This is a genomic window from Neobacillus drentensis (assembly GCF_036962125.1).
Lineage (GTDB): Bacteria > Bacillota > Bacilli > Bacillales > Cytobacillaceae > Neobacillus > Neobacillus drentensis_B.
In genome coordinates, this window is the sequence record NZ_JBALOA010000003.1 from 128,053 (window position 1) to 148,163 (window position 20,111).

Sequence of the window (20,111 nt, forward strand, 5' to 3'; positions counted from 1 at the left end):
AAGTTCAATCAGCGAATTTTAGAGTTCAATCAGCGAATGGTAGAAACCAACTAAAAAAATAGACCTCATCGATGAGGTCTATTAATTTTATTGAGAAATTGAATTCGACTGTGAGATATTGGTTGACTCCGGAACACGAAGGAGTATGACTCCTCCGATAATGAAAAGAAGTATTAAGCTAAACACACCGCTGTTTGTATTGCCAGTAATCTGAGCCGTGAAGCCAACCAGGAATGGCCCTAATATTGCTGCAAATTTATAAAAAATACTATAAAAGCCAAAGAATTCATTGGCATTTTCCTTTGGAACGAGCTTCGCAAAGTAGGAACGGCTTAGGGCTTGTATTCCACCTTGAGAGGATGCAACGAGCATCGCTAAGATCCAAAAATCTAACGTCGTCTTTAAGAAATAGGCATACGTACAAATAACGATATAAATAAAGATTCCCACGAGCAACATCGTTTTACCTTTGAATTTATCAGCTAGTTTCCCATATAAAATGGCAAACGGTGCGGCCACCACTTGGGTCGCAAATAATATAATTAATAGGTTCGTAGATGTAATGCCTAAGTCGGAGCCATAGGCTGTTGACATGGTAATAATCGTATTGACGCCATCAATATAAAAGAAGTAAGCAATTAAGAACAGAAACAATGGTCGGTACAGTTTGATTTTTTTGAAGGTATCAAACAGTTGTTTAAAGCCATTAGAGATTGGGTTTAGAACAGGCTCTTTATAATAAACCTGCTGGACATTTTTAAGCATGGGAATCGTGAATAATCCCCACCATAGGGCGGTTATCGCAAAGGCCGCTTGACTTGCAACAGTTACAGAGAGGGGAATGATATTCTGCTGGGATAATATAATGAGAGCAATACTGATAATAAAAGGGATGGTGCTGCCGATATAACCCATTGCATAGCCGCGTGATGATACTTGATTCATCCGGTCCTCGCTCGTTACATCGACTAGAAAGGCATCATAGAAAATATTTGTCCCCCCGAAGCCAATTACGGTAACCATATAGCAAATTAATAAAAGAAGCCATTGATTACTTGGGACCACTGCGAGGAGCAGGGTAAAGACAATTCCTAATGCAAAGAAAAAGGTAAACAGGCGTTTTTTTAATCCTTTGAAGTCGGCGATACTGCCCAAAATAGGGGCACAAAGCGAAATTAGCAGGGTAGCAAAGGAATTAGCATAGCCCCAATAAGCTGTAGAGGTCGAAGCTGCAAGTCCTGCCTCTTTTGCCGCTGCTTTAAAATACAATGGAAATATCGCTGTAGTTATGAGAATGGAATATGCAGAGTTTGCCCAATCATATAGCACCCAGCTCTTTTCTTGCTTTGACATCCGGCTCATAGATTTTCCCCCTTTTAAATTTTCAAAATCTCTTCGATAACTTTTCCATCTGTCTGGCCTAAATCTAAACCAAGAAGACGGGCAAATGTGGGGCCTTCATCAATGAGACGGATTGAAGGCAGGGTAACTGCTTGAATTCCTTTTCCAGCTGCCATAAAAATCGTTCCATATTCTTCTTTCTCAGGTGAATAGCCATGACATGCTAAGGTGTACTTATGATCCCTGCTGACATCCTCCTTCGTAATGGTTTTGATAAATTCCCCTTCGAAGTCTTCTAAAAAGAAATATCCTCTTTGAGCTTCAAGCATAAAGGCACAAGTTCCATCTGCTCCTTTTTCTGAAGCTTGTGCACCGGTGAGAGCAGATTCAATCCCACTTTCTGGATTATCAAGCAATGAATCTACTAATTGCCTTACTTCATGTAAGGTTGAGGTATCGTGAGGGTCTTTTATGTAAATATATGCAGAGCCATCACAACTTTTACAATACGCTTTCCAATTAATTATTTTTCCTTTACCGTTTGAGGTGATCAAACCTTTTTGATGGAATAATACATTGAGGTTTATCGCTCTATTTTCATCTAAAGCACTATGGTCCCCTAAAACAACCACTGTGGAATTCTCATAAATGCCACATTCTATTAACGCATTGATAATTCTGCCCAGTCTATAATTGTGACGTTCAATCGCGGCGATTGCTTCCTTGGACGAGAACCCATGGTAATGTCGCTGTGTATCTAAATCAGTAAAGTGAACCATTAATAGATTTGGTTTCTTTGTTTTGATCGTATCGACTGTGGACTCTAAGACAAAGTTATCCAATTCCGGTTGATTCAGGCCATTACGAAGATGACCATAACGTCTATTGAGGTCCCATTGATAGCGCGGGCTTCCACTCATCAGCGAGACAAGAATTTGGTTATGCCAGGGGCGATTCGCAAAAATTTCTGGCATATTGTAGTCAATATTTGCTTTCGCGGTTACAGGCCACAATAAGGCGGCCGTTGTCAAATTAGCTTTTTTCGCTTCGTCATATAACGTGGTTCCTTGTATACAATCCCGGTACCAATTCCAATCGGGAGAAAGTACCCCTGGCTGTAACAGGGTATTATTAATGACCCCATGCCGCTTTGGATAATTACCCGTCACAATGGTTGCGTGACAAGGATAGGTGACCGATGGGTAGATAGATTTAACCTCTTTGACCAAGGTGCCGTTTTTTAATATGGTTTGAAAATGTGGGAGTTCGGTTAAAAGTGGGAAATCTAAAGCTGAAAGGCAATCAAATGAAATGATAACTAAATGTTTTGTCAATCGATTCATAAAATGAAAAACCTCCGAAAAAGTCTAACAGATACTTCCATTGTACTACAGGTAGGCGGAAATGGAAGAATTCGTATGAATGTTTACAAAATTTCCGAAAACAATAAAATCCTCCCTATTTTATAAAAAGGTTTTTCTAGTATAATGATATTAACAAAATTTGGATTTCGAAGGATGTTGAGAGATGGCAAGTTTTCGAAGTTTTTTATTTGAGAAGGGAATTAAACTTTCGGTCGAACGTTCGTTAAGGAAGGGTATTTCAGAAAGGGGTATGGATGAAAAAAGGCAAATGCTGGATACGTTTGCTAGAAAGTTAGCTAAACTGCCGAAAAATTGTAAGGTTCAGAAAATCGAAATTGAAGGATTGTATGCAGAGTGGCTTTCGTCCGAAAACAGTTCGGATGAAAAAGTAATCCTTTATTTACATGGCGGGGGTTATGCATTTTGCTCAGCTAATACCCATCGCCCACTTGCAGCTAGTATCGGGAAGGCGGCTGGTATGAAGGTTCTATTTCCAGAATATCGCCTCGCACCGGAACATCCTTTTCCTGCTGCCATCGAAGATGCCGTCAGTGTGTACCGCTGGCTCGTGCGTCAAGGGTATGATCCTGCCAATATTATTTTTGCAGGTGACTCAGCAGGAGGGGGCTTAAGTATAGCATCCACTCTAGTCTTAAGAGATCAGAACGAGCCGCTGCCAAGGGCAATTATTTGTTTATCACCATGGGTCGACTTAACAAGCAGCGGAGAAAGTTACCGGAAAAATAAAAAGATGGATCCCTATTTAACGGTCCAAGGAGTTAGAGATGCCGCGCTAATGTATTCAGGGCATAAGACCCCCCTCGATCATCCGCTTATTTCACCTGTATTTGCTGATCTTACGGGTTTCCCGCCCTTATTTATCCAAGCGGGTAATCATGAAATTTTGCAAAGTGATGCGGAGTTATTGGCAAAAAAAGCACGAGAGGCAGGCGTCGAGGTCACCTTTAAAATATGGGACAAAATGTGGCATGTTTGGCAGATAAGTGGTGAACGATTACCAGAGGCGAAGAAGGCTATTAATGAAATAGGTAACTACATAAAGAAAGTCCTTAAATAAACTTTTAAAGAAAACCAAGAACTTCTGCATCAAGATGCAGGAGTTCTTTTCGTTTTATTCATCACATAGGAACTTCATGAACTTTATGAACAAAATGATAGTTAAGTTTTTAATGCTGTTTAAATGAATAATCTATGCATTCTTTATAATTTTTGTAAAATTAAGAAAACGTAGAGAAAACGTTTACAAAGGGGGAAATGAAATGTTTTCGATTAAAAGAATTTCAGCAGTCATGTGTGCAGGAGCTTTGGCATTAAGTTTGGGGGCTTGCAGCAGTAAAGAAACAGCAAGCTCAGGAAAAAAAGCAGAAGGAACCGGTTATCCAACAAAAGCGATTAGCGTCGTTGCTCCATCAGGAGCAGGTGGGGGTTGGGATTTAACTGCTCGCTCGTTTACAAAGGTGTTAAGTGAGACAAAGCTAGTCAAGCAGCCATTAACAGTTGAGAACAAGCCTGGTGGCGGTGGCGCTGTATTCATGGCCGAATATGCCACCCAGCAGGTTGAAAATAATGACATGCTGTTTGTCAATTCACCGCCAATTATTATTAACAACCTAAAGAAAGAAGGAAACAGCCCGTACGGTTATAAAAATACAACGCCATTAGCACAGCTTACGAAAGACTATGGCGTGATTGTAGTTAAAACAGATTCCAAATTCAAAGATCTAAAATCAGTGTTGGAAGAGGTGAAGAAGGATCCTAGTAAGTTGACTTTTGCTGGTGGGTCCGCACCGGGCTCAATGGACCATTTAGTTTCTATTCTACCAGCCTATAAATACGGGGTTGACCCAACCAAAATTAAATATGTTTCCTATGATGGAGGTGGTGAAGCAATTACAGCATTACTTGGAGGTAACGCAGATGTCATTGGGACTGATGCCTCTAGTGTGAAAGAATTTCTTAGAGCTGGTAAGGTCCGCGTGCTGGCCATTACTTCAAACGAACGTTTAGCTGGCGATTTTAAAGATGTTCCAACGGCGAAGGAACAAGGCGTAGACGCAGAATTCACCATTTGGCGTGGGGTGTTTGGACCAGAAAAAATGTCAGCAGAAGCAAAAACCTATTGGGAAAAGACGATTGATAAGTTAGTTCAATCCCCTGAGTGGAAGAAGGAAGTCGAGACAGAAGGTTGGGAATTAGAGTATAAAAATGGCGCGGATTTTAAAAAGTTCTTAGCTGATCAAGAAACACAAGTACAGCAATTATTAGAAGCACTAGGTATGCAGAAATAAAAATTTTACAAGCTGGAAGGAAGTTCTTTCTCCTTCCCTTTGATTTTTATGTAAACGGATTGGAGAGATTCAAATGGACATAAAATTTGACCGTATCGCTGCTATATTGTTTCTCACTGTAGGAACCTTATTTGTTATCGGAAGCAGAAATATTGCCAGCTCCTCCTATGGAAGTGTAGTTGGTCCGGATATCTTTCCATTTTTTCTCGGTGGTTTTCTAGTGATCTTAAGTATCCGCTTATTTTATGAAACATTTACTGGAAAAACGGAGAAAAGCAAAAAAGAAACCTTGCAGTATAAGCCTTTTATCATCATTGTGGCCGCCACACTCGTCTACATTTTGACGCTAGAAATCATAGGCTATGTGATTACAACCTTTATCTTTTTATTTGTCTGTTTTCAAACAATGGAGCGGGCCAAGTGGCTCACCTCGCTTATCATAGCTGCACTGTTTTCAGGTCTCGTTTATTTCCTGTTTGTCGAAGTTTTAAAAGGAACACTTCCAGGGTGGCCGATTTGGTTTAACTAAGCATTTAAGAACAGTGTCCGGGTTCATTTGTCACAGTAGGACAGTAGAAAGGGTGTCAGGTACCACAATTTTTCTAAGGAGAGGGGGAAGCTTTATGAATACGATTGATTATTTGATACAGGGGTTTGGATCTGCACTTATTTGGTATAATTTGATTTTTGCTTTTGTTGGAGTATTAATTGGGACGGCGGTTGGGGTGTTACCGGGAATTGGTCCGATGAGCGGCGTGGCTTTGCTTATTCCTGTTACGGCTTCGATGACTGGCGGGCTTCCACCAGAACAAGCGGCAACGAGTGCGATTATTCTACTTGCTGGTGTATACTACGGTGCCATGTATGGAGGTTCGACCACTTCAATTCTATTAAATACACCCGGTGAGTCATCTTCCGTAGTAACCACTTTAGATGGTTATCAAATGGCAAAGAAGGGACGAGCCGGGAGCGCTTTATCGATTGCAGCGATTGGTTCCTTTGTAGCCGGTATTGTTACGTTAGTTGCGTTAATTGCTTTAGCAAAACCATTGTCCAATCTAGCCCTTAAATTCGGGCCGGCTGAATACTTTTCTCTTATGCTCTTAGGACTTGGTGCAGTCAGCGGGCTGGCCGGGAAGTCAGTGACGAAGGCGTTAATCATGACGGTTTGTGGGTTATTACTTGCGACAATCGGAATTGACAATGTTTCAGGGATTGCCCGTTTTACCTTTGATCTTCCATGGTTATACCAAGGAATTGAATTCTTGACGATTGCCGTAGGCTTATTTGCCTTAGGTGAAGTGTTTAAGACCATTTTAGAAAAAGAAGAAGAGGATGGAGAGATGGCAAAGATTAATAATCTATTGCCTTCAAAAGACGAGTTGAAAGAATCGGCTGGACCGATTGCCCGTGGATCTTTATTAGGTTTCTTTATCGGTATTTTACCTGGAGCAGGGGCCACACTAGCATCCTTCTTTTCTTACATTTTAGAAAAAAAGATTTCTAAAGACCCATCAAAATTTGGAACGGGCGCGATTGCCGGTGTTGCGGCGCCAGAATCTGCAAATAATGCTGCCTCAGGGGGGGCGATGATACCTTTATTAACTTTAGGAATTCCTGGCTCTGGGACAACCGCGATCCTGATGGGGGCACTCATGATGTATAATGTTCAGCCAGGTCCGTTATTATTTGAGGATCATCCCCAGGTAGCATGGGGGTTAATTGCGAGTATGTTTATTGGAAATATCATGCTGCTTGTTCTCAACCTCCCGCTCGTTAAGGTTTTTGCGAAAATTATCCAGACACCTAAGAAATATTTGATACCGATGATCATTGCGATTTCGATTTTCGGAGTTTATGCGGTTCAAGTTTCGACCAATGATCTTCTATTATTATTAGGCTGCGGTATTGTAGGTTATTTTCTAAACAAACATGATTACCCGATAGCACCTTTAGTGTTAGGGCTGGTATTAGGTCCAATGATCGAGAACAATCTGCGCCGGGCGTTAACCATTTCAAATGGAGACTTTGGTCCGTTTGTGACTCGTCCAATTTCACTTGGATTCTTAATTATGACCGTTCTTTGGTTAATCATCCCAGTAATCATGAAGATGAAAGGGAAAAATGTTGTGATTAATGAGGAAACGTAAAATTTATATATTTCAGATTATTGCAAAAAACTCCTTTTTTTGAGGAGTTTTTTTCTATATGATAGAAGAAGAGGTGTCATGAATGCGATTACATACAAAATTGATGCTCGGCATTATCATCTTAATCCTGTTAATTGGCGGGATATTTGATGTAACTTTTAAAAATATCATGGAATCTAATCTGAAGCATGAAATGGGAACGAAGGCTTTATCTGTTGCTCAAACCGTTTCAAATATGCCAGAGATCCAAAAGGCTTTCTTCAGTGAAGACCCGGCAGCGACGATACAACCAATCGCTGAAAAAATTCGAAAACAGATAGGCGCTGAATTTATTGTTATCGGAAATCGTAACGAAATACGCTATTCCCATCCAGACCCTGACCGATTAGGACAAAAAATGGTGGGAGGAGATAACGAACGGGTCTTTAAAGGGGAATCGGTCATCTCTGAGTCTATCGGAACACTGGGGCCATCATTAAGGGGTAAGGCACCTATTTTCAACGGTGGAAAGGTGATTGGTGTTGTATCCGTTGGTTATCTTCAAACGGAAATTGAAAGAGAAGTATCAAAGATTAGAAGAAAAATCTTTATTGCAACGATGATTATATTAGTAGGTGGATTACTAGCTGCCTTATTAATCTCCTTAAATATTAAGAAGGCAATTTTCGGACTCGAGCCGAAAGAAATCGCATGGATGTACCAAGAAAAACATGCCATACTAGAATCGATTCACGAAGGAATTATTGCGATTGATACAAGTGGGCGAATTACCGTCGTCAATGAAACCGCTCATAAAATTCTCAATGTTCCTAACCAGGTCCTTCTTCGCGGAAAATATATTGATGATGTGATTGAAAATACACATTTATATGAGGTGGTCCGTACGGGACTTGCGGAGTATGATCGAGAGTTTCCTATTTTGGGTGAAGTATTTTTGGTTAATCGGATTCCTATTTTTAATAAAAAGGGAGAGGTCATTGGGGCAGTGGCTAGCTTCAGAAATAAGTCAGAACTGTCTAAGCTGATGCAGGAATTGTCTCATGTGAAGGCTTACGCGGAAGGACTTCGTGCTCAGACGCATGAATACTCAAATAGGTTATACACATTGCTTGGCTTGATCCAGCTGGGTTCCTATAAGGAAGCGATTGATTTCATATCAAGAGAAGTGGATGTCGCGCAAGGTTTCATTAGCTTTTTAATGAAAGAAATACCAGACCCGATTATAGCTGGATTTATCTTAGGAAAAGCTAGTTTAGCAAGTGAGTTGAAAATTAATTTTATTATTGATCGGGATAGTAGTTTTATCGATGTTCCAGATGAGATCAGCAGGGATACGTTAGTGACGATTATCGGTAACCTTGTTAATAATGCGTTTGAGGCTGTAAGAGAAAACGAAAAAGTTGAAAAAAGAGTTTCCTTATTTCTAACAGATTTAGGAAAAGAACTAATTATTGAGGTAGATGATAACGGGAAGGGGATTCACACGAATCACGGTGAACAAATTTTTCAAAATGGCTTTTCTACGAAAAACCGGCAAAACAATGCAGGTATTGGCTTAAGTCTTGTAAAGGAAGCAATAAGAGGTTTAGGGGGATCTATCACTTTTACTTCCAATCCAGGTGAGGGGACGATTTTTACAGTAGCTGTCCCAAAAAGCAGGGGGTGTTTCGATGAAGAAGAACTCGGATATAGAAGTGTTAATTGTTGAGGATGACTTACGGATTGCCGAAATTCAAAAACGGTTTATTGAACAGATACCTGGATTTCAAACGGTTGGCATAGCTGCAAGTTATATTGAAGCCAAGACGTATATCGAGCTATTACAGCCCGATCTTCTTTTGTTAGATGTATACTTTCCTGACATGAATGGAATTGATTTGCTTAAAGAAACAAAACAGCAAACCAAACAAATGGATGTCATTATGATTACAGCTACAAAAGAAATCCATCAGGTACAAGAGGCGATTAGCATCGGGGTGTTTGATTATATTATTAAACCAGTGGTTTTCGAGCGATTTAAACAATCATTGCTTGCATATCAGGATTTTCATCTTAAAATTGTAGAATTGAGAACTGAACATCATCATGTTACCCAGCAGCAGGTGGACAAGCTGCTCCGAAAAGAAATCGACCGCTCTTTGAGCGAAAAACTCTACCTGCCAAAGGGGATTGATCCGCTAACACTTGAAAAGGTTTTGGAGGTTCTGTCGAAAATGGATGGCGGGTTAACGGCAGAAGTGGTGGCTAAGGAAATTGGTGTGAGCAGAACAACGGCGAGAAGGTATCTTGAGCATCTCATCTCCGAAGAAAAAATTGAAGCAGATTTAGCTTACGGAACAGTTGGACGTCCTGAACGAGTCTATTTGGTAAGGAAAGAATCCAAACAACATAATGTTTAAACAGAAAGAAGGCTCTAACGTGAGCCTTCTTCAACTTTTTTAAGTAAAGTGTTGATGGTTTGCTCGGCTGAAATCGATAGTAGGCCGAGATTGTTGTTTGTTTCAATAATCGAGCCCTTTTCTAAAGTCTGATATCTTAATTGATCCTGCCATAGAAATGGAGTTTCTTGACCCATCTCCTCGGCTTCCACATGTGTAATCTGATAAGCAGGGTCACAAATTCGGTGGATATCTTTATTTTTTCTTTTCAGTGAATTGACGGTTATGACTGTTTTCATCATTGAGCCCCATACCCCAGAAAAACTCATATTTTTAAAGGGACTGCTCGTATATTGCTCGATGGGTAACTCGCGGCCATCAGCAAATGTGACCGTTGCCTTGACCGCAGAGGCATAATGAACGTCGCCTGATAAAAAAATGCACATGGAAGGATTCCAAGCGGCTACTTGCTGGAGTAATTCGGTAAAGCCTTTCCCATTATACTTCCATGCCTCGAAATCAAAGGATGTTTGCACCTCGACCCCAAGGATTTTAAAAGGGTAGACATAATCATGTAAAAAGGACTCAATCAGACCCATACCGTAAACTGGTGTTGCGGAAACAACAATTAAGGACGTTTGGCTTTTCCAGCCGCTGGTTAGTAACTTGTTTGTGACAAGCGACCAGCCGGAGTTACTAACGAGTTGTGGCGGGTTTGATGTTTCTTGAATGATTTGACCGATTTTCACTGCCTTGGGTTCTGAATCATACTCACGCTGTGTTCGTGTATCTAGAAAAACTGACATTGGATGGGTAGGGGCGACAAAGTGCCATGAATCGAATCTCCAGAGTTTGTTAACCCATTTTTCATGTCTTGAAGAAGTTACGTACCCATTTCTTAATTTTTTCAAATAGGATTTCATGATTGCAAGGAAATCTTCCTCAAAAGCATCCGGCTCGTTACCCCAGCCTTGAAAGGCCCAATATGCGGTGAGTCCGTTGGCAATCACATGCCTGCCTAAAGGAGTAGTGGAGACATTCATCTTCCAATTTTCCGAAATGTTCCAGTCATCGGTAATGTCATGGTCATCAAAGATCATATAAGTGGGGATATTGGCAAGCAGCCGACGAATGGAATAAAGGGATTGTTGAAAGTCAATCAAAGATTCCTCTTGTTCTTGGTAACGCATTTTGAGCTGTTTTTGTTCAGACCTATGATTCTTGGAATGAACATCTTCATTTGGAAAGACAAAATGAATCAAATTGTCTGTTTTAGCTTCTTCAAAGGATCTAAATAATTTCTTCCTTTGTGCTTCCTCCCATAGGGCTGGACTCCACGACAACAGGTACATGGCGGCAAATTCCCCTAGCTTCATTAAGTGGTTATGAGCCTGTGAGGAAGTGAATTGGCAAAAATTCTCCATGATATATTGTCTGCCATTTATCTGATTAAGTGTCGTACGGAAAGGTTCTTGATCAAGCCGGCTGTCTATTTGGTGCAGCGGCTCCGTTTGTCCGATTAATGCGTCACCTAAAGTGGATAAACTCGCGATGATTGGATCAGCCACATCATCGGCATAGATCTGGTCACCCATGAGAAACAGTGCGTCAGGACGATTTTCTAGATTGAAATGTTCTTTTTCAAGAATGGAGTCGGCAATAGCAAGGGTATCCTCTCCGTCCCCATGTGGTTTTCGACAGGAGCCATATAAGATATTGCTCTTCCCCCCGTTTTTAATCTGAAAGGTGGGATATTTAAGTGTGCCATATAAAATCGAGTGAGGGGTTCCAGGGGTGAGGAGCTGAAGAGTTTCTAAATCATGATGGTCAGAATTACGAGTAAAATGGAGATTGTAACCAAGCATCGTGTTTGTCGGAAATAAATCATTTACCGGGGTAACTTTAATGAGATTTACATATAGTCGTTTGCCGACCTTAACCGCTTTAAGTTCACTCCCCGTTTCAAGTAATTGATATTGAACGTTTTGATCCCCGTTATGCTGATCCATTCTATATAGGTCCGCTGCAATTTCATATCGTTTGCTCGTCGCAATCCAAATATATATTTGAGTTGGTTCCACCCTCCGAACCATTGGCCCCGATAAAATTAAAGGAAACTCAAAAAGATTCATCTCTTCACCTCCATGTTTAATTCCTACATATTATTCATGAATTTGGTACCTGACACCTTTGTTAGGTGTCAGGTACCATGTATAGTTATTCACAAAAGAGCTTCAGAAATGAATGTGCAGTAGTTCACATGGTACCTGACACCAAGGAATATTTGTAATAATATTGCCAATATTATTACAGTTAAGTGAAGCTGTTCGTTATATAATATTAATAGAACTTATTTAGCTGGCCTCATAACGTTTCATATTTACTGTTTTTGAAATCGAAGGAGGGGTAAGAGATGAAAAGTTTGATTGTTTATTGCTCATCCCATGGAACAACAGAAAAGGCTGTGAGATTTTTAAGTGAAAGTCTTAAAGGAGAGATTTTAGCGGTTGATTTGAAGCGAGAGAATGTGAAGTTTGATCTTCGAGATTACGATACCGTTATTATTGGCGGCTCAATCCATGTTGGAAATATTCAAAGAAAAATAAAACAGTTTATTAGTCATAATCTTAATACCCTTTTGGAAAAAGAAGTCGGACTTTTCCTTTGCTGTATGCGCGATGGTGAGACAGCCATTGAACAATTTAACAATGCCTTCCCACAAGAATTACGGAAAAACTCCGCAGCAATGGGATTATTTGGAGGAGAATTTTTATTGTCCGAAATGAATTTTTTTGAAAAGCAAATTGTAAAAAAGGTCAGCGGAGCAACGATAGATCAATCGAATTTAGATTATGAAGCCATTAAAGAATTTGCTTCAAAATTAAATAATATAAAAGTTAGAGTCTAGTTGAAAAATTTCCTGATTGAAGATTTTTAAGGCTTCTATTATAAATAGAAGATAGGGAGTGGAATTTTATGAACTCCTCATTGAAATCAGCTTATAAACTGACAATGATGATCGTTTTGTTAACACTTGTCGCTACAACGGGCGGATTATTTCTTCGTGATTTGTATAAGGATAGCAGTAGTTTTGCTTTAAATGCATGGTATGCAAATGACCTTATTGTACTAGGCATTGGCCTCCCGCTGATGTGTGCAGCATTGGTTCTATCTCTACGTGGTTCTCTTCGAGGTCAACTAGTTTGGTTAGGAATGATTAATTTTACTATATATAATTATTCTTACTATTTATTCGGAGCAGCACTAAACTCTTTTTTTATTATTTATACGACTATTTTCTCTTTGTCCATGTTTACATTAGTTTTCGGATTAATCTATCTGGACTATAACAAAATTGAAAAGTCATTTGCGAAGAAAACTCCTGTCAAGGGTATTAGCATTTTTATGATCTTATTAGCGCTAACCCTTGGGGGTGCGTGGATTTCACAATGGATAAATTTTGTTATAACAGGCGAGTCCCCGCAAATTATGGTTAATTTAGATGCTACAAACAACCTGGTAGCTTCGTTAGATTTAACCTTTGTGGTCCCCTTATGTTGTGTAGCTGCTTATTACCTCTGGAAGCGGAAGCCTATTGGTTATGTACTCACAATTATGCTAAATGTAAAGGGGTTCGTCTATAATCTTATCTTAATTCTAGGTTCGATTGTACAGGCAAAGGCTGGAGTAAAGGGTGCAATGGATTTAGTGCCTTTATGGGTAATATTTTGTATCGGCTGCTTATGTTCTTTTGTAGTTTTATTATTTAATATGAAACCCGTGAAAGACAAAAGAAAGAAATTGAAAAAAATTGGATGATATATAATAAAGCAATTTACAAACGTCTAAGATTTAGTTGAAACCGTGTATTTAACTGCCTACGTTGAGCGTTCCTGCTGGTGCAGAACGTTTTTTTTGCGTTATAAAGGGTGGATGGACTATCTATCTATATGAAGATGCCCCTGAGGGATTGAATTTTTTGTCAAATTTTGCTTATAAAAATAAGCAAGTAGGATAATAATGAATGAGGTCTTAATACAACAAGGAAGAGGATTCAAATGAAGATATGGTTTAACAGATGGTTTACAACCGTTTCCCATTTCATTGATATGATTCGGGATAACGAAGAAATGCGAAAATTTATTATTTATGGGACCCATCCCAATAAGGATGCACTTTATTTACAAAATTGTGATTATGCTTTCATTGAGCCGGATGTGTCTGGCGAGGAGTATATTAGTTTTTGTTTAGAGTTTTGTCAGAAGCATGGGATCGATATTTTTATTCCACGGAAAGAAAATGTTCGTATCTCTCAAAGACTTAGCAAATTTGAAAAATTAGGTGTAAAAGTGCTGGTTTGCCCTGATTCAAAACTGATGGAGACGATGGATAATAAAGCGGAAACGTATCAACTTCTTTCTAATGAAACTACCCATTTTTTAATTCCTGACTATTATGTTGTGAATAATGTCGAAGAGTTTAAAAGGGCATATGAAAGTCTTAAGGAAAAAGGCCATACCGTGTGTTTTAAACCAGTTATCAGTGAAGGGGCAAAGGGATTTAGAGTCATTAAAGACCAAATTGATTCTATCACTCAGCTTTTTAATCATGGAACTGGCTACCGTATTCCTTATCACTATGCCTGCGAAATTTTAGGACAACAAGAAATATTTCCTGATTTAATGGTAATGGAGTTTTTAGAAGGAAGAGAATACAGTATCGATTGTTTAGCAGCCCGTCAAAAACTATATGCCGCCATTCCTCGGATGAAGGGGGATGGGAGAGTTAGAGAACTTGTGGACCAAGCAGAGCTCATTAAAATCGCCCACGATTTTCATCAAAAATTTAGGGTGCCTTATGTGTTTAATATCCAGGTGAAATACAACAAAATGGGTGAACCGAAGCTTTTGGAAATCAATCCGCGTATGAGTGGAGGAATGCACTTTAGTTGCTTATCTGGAATCAACATCCCATATCTTGCAATTAAAATTTTGCTGGGTGAAGAGGTAGAGTTGGTTAAACCGAGGTTTGGCATTCGGGCAAGTCATATTGAAAAAGAAATGATTCTAAAATATGGAGACATAAGTTAATAACTGTTGTAAAACAAAGAAAAGAGCAGGTATTCGTTTTCGAATCAGCTCTTTTCTCTTTGGTAAATTTTATTTATAAAAAACTTTTTCGGTATTGTATTTTGCATGTAATGTATTGATGAGGTAGGTTTCATAGATTTCTCTCTCCATCGGATCTTCCACAACACATACGGCAATCTTATAGACTTCATCACGATGCAATTTGATTGGTGAAACCGTATCTTCAAAATGTCTCTTTACCCGAGGACGTAATTTTCGAGCTTTACCCACAAAAAGTAATTCGTCATTTGCGTTTGAAAAAAGAATAATCCCGCCTTTGTCACGTGGGATTTTATTGTAATCTGTAAATCCATAAACGCTGCTAAGCGGCGCCTCTACTTTTTCACCAACTTGATTCTTTTTCGTAATCACGATATCAGGATTTGGTACTTCAATTTTAATCATTAAAAAAATCGCTCCTTGCTTAAAATAAACGGTCTACCCGTTTTGCTAACAGTTCATTATAGCACAAACAACCAGTAATGGAATTGACTTCTTTATTTTAACCATTTTTCCTTTCTCAAAACCAAATGAATGGAAACTCTTTGATTTTTGTGGGACTGTTTAAATAAAAGTTAAAAGTAGAAAAATATTCCTCATAATTGTAAACTTAAGGGAAAGCATGAACAGAATGCTTTTTTAATTTAGGTTGAATTGGTAAATAACTATTAAATGGTTTCCTTCGTTATTAACTTTCTATTTATAATAGAAGGTGAGATAAAATAAAGATTGAAAGGGTGTTTTTATGGGTATTTCATTGTCGAAAGGGCAAAAGGTGGATTTAACAAAAACAAATCCAGGTTTATCGAAGGTTGTTGTTGGACTTGGCTGGGATACAAATCGTTATGATGGCGGAAAGGATTTCGATTTAGACGCTAGTATATTTTTATTGGGTGCAAACGGTAAAGTAACATCTGAAGCGGATTTTGTTTTCTACAACCAACTTGAGGGTGGAAATGGGTCCGTGGTACATACTGGTGACAACCGCACCGGCGAAGGTGATGGGGATGATGAGCAAGTAAAAGTTAATCTGAGTGGTGTTCCTGCTCAAATTGAGAAAATTTCATTTGTTATCACCATTCATGATGCTGAAGCTCGCGGTCAGAATTTTGGACAGGTTTCAAATGCGTTCTGCCGGATTGTTAATGAAGAAACCAACCAAGAAATCATTCGCTATGATTTAGGAGAAGATTTCTCGATAGAAACAGCGATTATTGTAGGCGAATTATACCGACACAACGGTGAGTGGAAATTCTCTGCGGTCGGATCAGGTTACCAAGGCGGACTAGCACGCATCGCTACAGACTTCGGTTTAAATGTAGGCTAAAAAAATCAAAAGGACAAAAATTGTCGATAGACGATTTTTGTCCTTTTTTTATGCACGTGTTAAAGCAATTTTTTTTGTCCACTCCATGCAGACAAATTCATCAAAGTGTCTTTTTGTGGTACCTGACACTATATGTTAAAGTAGAATTATATTATTTGGATTTGAGGGTATGATTATGAGATTTTTGCTGAAAACACAGGTTCTTTCTATTATTATTGCGATTCTTTGGATTGTTTATCTTAATATCTTGGCTTTATTAGATCAACCAGGTCCTATACTTCAATATTTAAATTGGTTTGTTTACGGTTTCGCTTTAGTGCTAATGGTCATTTATTTACTTTTGACTAAATACATCATAGGTCATAGGTGGCTCGCTATTCCTTTGGTGATTGTGTCGTATCTTATGATTTACAAACCAATTTTAGAGAATATCCTCTTAAATCTGGTTAATAAAAGTTACGGAATGTCTATTAATTTCTTATCTTTATCGACAGGGGCAACGCATTTAATGGCTATGTTAATTGGATTAGTATTCGGAATTATTTACTCGAATCGATTTAGTAAGAAGCAGACACAGTAAACATGTAAAACCTAATATCGAAGCAGTACGGGAAAGGCGGACATTTTGTCCGCCTTTTTTAGGTTTCCTCATGAAGGTTACCCATGTATACTTTTATTAAGAGAATAAGAAAGACTGGAGGACACATCAATGGAAGGAAAGTGGTTGATTGCAGATCGTGATTTGAATGAACGTGAGGGATTAAAATGGCTGTTAAAAACCTCCTCTATCCCGGTGACAAACATATTTCTAGCGTCCAATTATCATGAATTTGTTGTTTGGTTTGAACAAGAGAAGCCTGATGTTGTCTTATTGGAGCTAGATATGATTACGAAAGAGGAGAGGTCACGTATTCATGAACTAATGCAAATTTATGATCCAGTGTTGATATTAACTTCTGCTGAGGGCACGTTTGAAAAAGCGCGTCTTGCCATTGATATGCAAGCATTAGATTTAATGATGAAACCTTTTTCTTCAACTAAAGTGAAAGCAGCCTTTCAAAAAGCCTCCCGAAAACTAGGGACAAAAGGTCAGCCAGCTGGAATACATCAGACTAATACATATAAAGACGTAACCTATGAAGCATTATTCATTTCACAATCTGCAGCAGTGGAAAATTATCACCTGGCAGCTTTTCAAACGGAAAGCAGACGATCCATTCAGACTTTGCATTCTTTCTTAACAGAATATCCATTCAAGGATGACTATGGTATTTTTGGATTGGATGATTTAGTCGTCGTTTTGTTCAAAGAAACGGCTCAACAAATAACTGAGTTGTGCCAAAAAGTGATGAGAAAGTGGGAGGAAGAATTTTCTGAGCCGCTTGCCATTGTAGTACATAAAGGAAATTCAACATCTATAACTCTGAATCAGAAATACCTGGAAACCCGTAAAATGCTGGAGATTACCTATTATAAAGGGTACCAGCAAGTAGTTGAATTTAAGGACTCACCAGTTTGGGAGCACATTGACCCATTTCTAGCCCCACCTGAACAGAGAATATGGGTTGACATGCTAACTAACGTTGACTTAGAAAAAATAAAAAAATGGCTGTATGATGCGTTTCTGCAATTGAAAGAACCGTTTCCTGACCCAGGCTTAGTTCGAATCAGATTGACGAGCATTCTTGCACAGGTTCGAAGATTCATGAAGACCTATACCTTAGATGAGTATCAGAGCTATGAAAAGGAATACCGTTATATTTTCAATTCCATCTTGTATGATAAGGTTCTTTATCGGACCGTCCAAAATCTCATCTTATTTATTCAAAAGTTGTTTTTTGGTGTGAAAACAAGTGACATAAATTCTAAACAAGATTCGGTTGAAAGAGGAATATCCTATATAGAAGCAAATTTTATGAACAGTTCCCTTAGGCTTGACGATGTGGCAAATTATGTGGACCGAAATCCATCCTATTTTAGTCATTTATTAATCACCAAAACAGGATCAAGCTTTACTGAGGTATTGGCATCGTTAAGGATGAAGGAAGCAAAGCGGTTACTGACCAATACCAACAAATCGATTAAAGAAATCTCGATTCTGATTGGCTATCAAAATTCTAATTATTTTAGCAAAATGTTTAAAGAATTGGTCGGCAGCTCACCGAGAGAGTTTAGAATGAAAAATATGTAACAGAAGTGACCCGACATTCATTGTTAGGGTCATTTTTTTCGAGAAACCAAAAGTAATATCAATTTCTAAAAATTTTATCGTTTTTCAGACAAACTATCTAAAAAATTTTGTGTGGAAAACATAAATAATATCTATTTTCTAATGTTCCCTACGTATTTTTCAGAAGATTTTATTATTATAATAAAAATAGATTACTAATGAAAAAGGGAGAGTGGAATGGATGGAAATAAATACGGCAAAGCCAAGGGTCATTAAAAACTACAAAGGAACAGAATTGCATGCAAAGGGGTGGATTCAAGAGGCTGCACTAAGGATGCTAATGAACAACCTAGATCAAGAAGTGGCGGAAAGACCGGAGGATTTAGTGGTATATGGCGGGATTGGTAAGGCTGCCCGGAACTGGGAATCCTATGATGCGATTGTGAAAACGCTCCTAGAATTGGAGAATGACGAAACGTTAATGATTCAATCGGGTAAGCCAGTGGCTGTATGGAAATCCCATAAGGATGCACCGCGTGTACTAATCGCCAACTCTAATCTTGTTCCTGCATGGGCGAATTGGGAGCATTTCCACGAACTTGATAAAAAGGGTCTAATCATGTACGGACAAATGACGGCCGGCAGTTGGATCTATATCGGCAGTCAAGGGATTGTGCAAGGAACTTATGAAACCTTTGCCGAACTTGCCCGTCAGTCGTATGGCGGGACATTAAAACACACCATCACGTTGACCGCTGGACTTGGCGGCATGGGGGGCGCCCAACCGTTGGCAGTAACAATGAACGATGGCGTATGTTTGGCGATTGATGTTGATGAGACAAGAATCGACCGTCGTATCGAAACGGCCTATCTTGATGTCAAAAGTAAGGATTTAGATGAAGCATTAAAACTAGCACAGGAGGCTAAGCTTGCTGGCAAAGCGTTATCGATTGGATTATTGGGTAACGCGGCAGAAATCTTGCCATTGATGATTGAAAAAGGCTTTAATCCAGATGTCCTAACTGACCAAACGTCAGCGCACGATCCGCTCAATGGATATGTACCAGTTGGTTTTTCATTAGAGGAAGCCAACGCACTTAGAAAAGCAGACCCAGCAAAATTAGTGAAGCTTGCAAAACAAAGCATGGCCCTGCATGTTAAGGCGATGCTTAAAATGCAGGAAAAAGGGGCAGTAACCTTTGACTACGGCAATAATATCCGTCAAGTCGCCAAGGATGAAGGAGTGGAAAATGCGTTTGATTTCCCAGGCTTCGTTCCAGCCTACATCCGGCCTTTATTCTGTGAAGGCAAAGGTCCGTTCCGCTGGGCTGCTCTTTCTGGTGATCCAGAGGATATTCGTAAAATCGATGAAGCTTTACTACGTGAGTTTAAGGATGATGAACACCTTTGCAAATGGGTTAAGATGGCCCAGGAGAAAATCAGCTTCCAAGGACTTCCCGCTCGAATTTGCTGGCTTGGATACGGTGATCGTGCACGCTTTGGCAAGCTAATCAATGATATGGTCGCATCTGGTGAAGTTTCTGCACCAATCGTCATTGGCCGCGACCATTTAGATGCTGGCTCTGTGGCTTCACCAAACCGGGAAACTGAAGCAATGAGAGATGGTAGCGACGCTGTTTCTGATTGGCCGATTTTAAATGCAATGATTAATGCAGTCGGAGGTGCCAGCTGGGTCTCCCTACACCATGGCGGCGGTGTGGGTATGGGCTATTCTCAGCATTCCGGAATGGTTATTGTAGCCGATGGGACGAAGGATGCCGAAATTCGCTTGAAACGAGTTTTAACGACAGACCCTGGTATGGGGGTAGTCCGTCATGCCGATGCAGGATATGAGATTGCCATTAAAACAGCGAAAGAAAAGGGCATTAACATGCCGATGCTTCATCAAGACTAAGTCATGAGAATGAGAGGATGGTAGATTA

17 protein-coding genes are annotated in these 20,111 nt (G+C 39.4%); 13 read left to right on the forward strand and 4 right to left on the reverse strand.

Annotation, left to right across the window (positions count from 1 at the left end; all coding sequences use genetic code 11):
• Positions 1–87: 87 nt before the first annotated feature.
• Positions 88–1,362, reverse strand: coding sequence for an MFS transporter (locus tag V7121_RS02670; RefSeq protein WP_335545601.1), 1,275 nt, complete (start codon positions 1,360–1,362; stop codon positions 88–90).
• A 14-nt stretch (positions 1,363–1,376) separates the two neighbouring features.
• Positions 1,377–2,684, reverse strand: a complete 1,308-nt coding sequence (locus V7121_RS02675) for an ectonucleotide pyrophosphatase/phosphodiesterase (protein ID WP_335503196.1) — start codon at positions 2,682–2,684, stop codon at positions 1,377–1,379.
• 184 nt (positions 2,685–2,868) lie between these two features.
• On the opposite strand from V7121_RS02675, the gene V7121_RS02680 reads away from it, so the two are divergent.
• The 6 genes from V7121_RS02680 (at position 2,869) to V7121_RS02705 (ending at position 9,563) form a co-directional block, all read left to right on the forward strand.
• Positions 2,869–3,783 carry an alpha/beta hydrolase gene (locus V7121_RS02680; RefSeq protein ID WP_335503199.1) on the forward strand — a complete coding sequence of 305 codons (915 nt, stop codon included), beginning with the start codon at positions 2,869–2,871 and terminating at the stop codon, positions 3,781–3,783.
• A gap of 202 nt (positions 3,784–3,985) precedes the next feature.
• Positions 3,986–5,014: a Bug family tripartite tricarboxylate transporter substrate binding protein gene (locus V7121_RS02685; RefSeq protein WP_335503202.1), complete on the forward strand. Its 1,029-nt coding sequence runs from the start codon at positions 3,986–3,988 to the stop codon at positions 5,012–5,014.
• 73 nt (positions 5,015–5,087) lie between these two features.
• Positions 5,088–5,543 carry a tripartite tricarboxylate transporter TctB family protein gene (locus tag V7121_RS02690; RefSeq protein WP_335503205.1) on the forward strand — a complete coding sequence of 152 codons (456 nt, stop codon included), beginning with the start codon at positions 5,088–5,090 and terminating at the stop codon, positions 5,541–5,543.
• 94 nt (positions 5,544–5,637) lie between these two features.
• Positions 5,638–7,164, forward strand: a complete 1,527-nt coding sequence (locus V7121_RS02695; RefSeq protein WP_335545604.1) for a tripartite tricarboxylate transporter permease — start codon at positions 5,638–5,640, stop codon at positions 7,162–7,164.
• 82 nt (positions 7,165–7,246) lie between these two features.
• Positions 7,247–8,872 (forward strand): sensor histidine kinase, encoded by a 1,626-nt coding sequence (locus V7121_RS02700; protein WP_335503211.1) that lies wholly within the window; start codon positions 7,247–7,249, stop codon positions 8,870–8,872.
• Positions 8,835–9,563, forward strand: a complete 729-nt coding sequence (locus V7121_RS02705) for a response regulator (RefSeq protein WP_335503214.1) — start codon at positions 8,835–8,837, stop codon at positions 9,561–9,563. The genes V7121_RS02700 and V7121_RS02705 overlap by 38 nt, the downstream gene beginning before the upstream one ends.
• Before the next feature lie 14 nt (positions 9,564–9,577).
• On the opposite strand, the gene V7121_RS02710 is transcribed toward V7121_RS02705, so the two are convergent.
• The gene (locus V7121_RS02710) at positions 9,578–11,674 is read right to left on the reverse strand and encodes a hypothetical protein (RefSeq protein ID WP_335545606.1); all 2,097 of its coding nucleotides are present in this window, start codon (positions 11,672–11,674) and stop codon (positions 9,578–9,580) included.
• A gap of 281 nt (positions 11,675–11,955) precedes the next feature.
• Here V7121_RS02710 and V7121_RS02715 point away from each other — a divergent pair, with 281 nt between their 5' ends.
• From V7121_RS02715 to V7121_RS02725, 3 genes are all read left to right on the forward strand, one after another.
• Positions 11,956–12,450 (forward strand): flavodoxin domain-containing protein, encoded by a 495-nt coding sequence (locus V7121_RS02715; RefSeq protein WP_335503220.1) that lies wholly within the window; start codon positions 11,956–11,958, stop codon positions 12,448–12,450.
• 68 nt (positions 12,451–12,518) lie between these two features.
• The gene (locus V7121_RS02720; protein WP_335503225.1) at positions 12,519–13,361 is read left to right on the forward strand and encodes a hypothetical protein; all 843 of its coding nucleotides are present in this window, start codon (positions 12,519–12,521) and stop codon (positions 13,359–13,361) included.
• A gap of 239 nt (positions 13,362–13,600) precedes the next feature.
• Positions 13,601–14,632 carry an ATP-grasp domain-containing protein gene (locus tag V7121_RS02725; protein ID WP_335503228.1) on the forward strand — a complete coding sequence of 344 codons (1,032 nt, stop codon included), beginning with the start codon at positions 13,601–13,603 and terminating at the stop codon, positions 14,630–14,632.
• Between the two features lie 69 nt (positions 14,633–14,701).
• On the opposite strand, the gene V7121_RS02730 is transcribed toward V7121_RS02725, so the two are convergent.
• Positions 14,702–15,076, reverse strand: a complete 375-nt coding sequence (locus V7121_RS02730; protein WP_335503231.1) for a nucleotide excision repair endonuclease — start codon at positions 15,074–15,076, stop codon at positions 14,702–14,704.
• 340 nt (positions 15,077–15,416) lie between these two features.
• Here V7121_RS02730 and V7121_RS02735 point away from each other — a divergent pair, with 340 nt between their 5' ends.
• From V7121_RS02735 to hutU, 4 genes are all read left to right on the forward strand, one after another.
• A complete protein-coding gene (locus tag V7121_RS02735) occupies positions 15,417–15,998 on the forward strand; it encodes a TerD family protein (RefSeq protein ID WP_335503234.1) in 582 nt (193 codons plus the stop codon).
• Between the two features lie 175 nt (positions 15,999–16,173).
• Positions 16,174–16,578: a hypothetical protein gene (locus tag V7121_RS02740; RefSeq protein ID WP_335503236.1), complete on the forward strand. Its 405-nt coding sequence runs from the start codon at positions 16,174–16,176 to the stop codon at positions 16,576–16,578.
• 129 nt (positions 16,579–16,707) lie between these two features.
• Entirely contained in the window at positions 16,708–18,189 is a 1,482-nt protein-coding gene (locus V7121_RS02745) for a helix-turn-helix domain-containing protein (RefSeq protein ID WP_335503238.1), read from the forward strand.
• A gap of 220 nt (positions 18,190–18,409) precedes the next feature.
• Complete coding sequence (hutU, locus tag V7121_RS02750; protein WP_335499342.1) at positions 18,410–20,083, forward strand: urocanate hydratase; 1,674 nt, start codon at positions 18,410–18,412, stop codon at positions 20,081–20,083.
• The last annotated feature ends 28 nt before the right edge of the window (positions 20,084–20,111 follow it).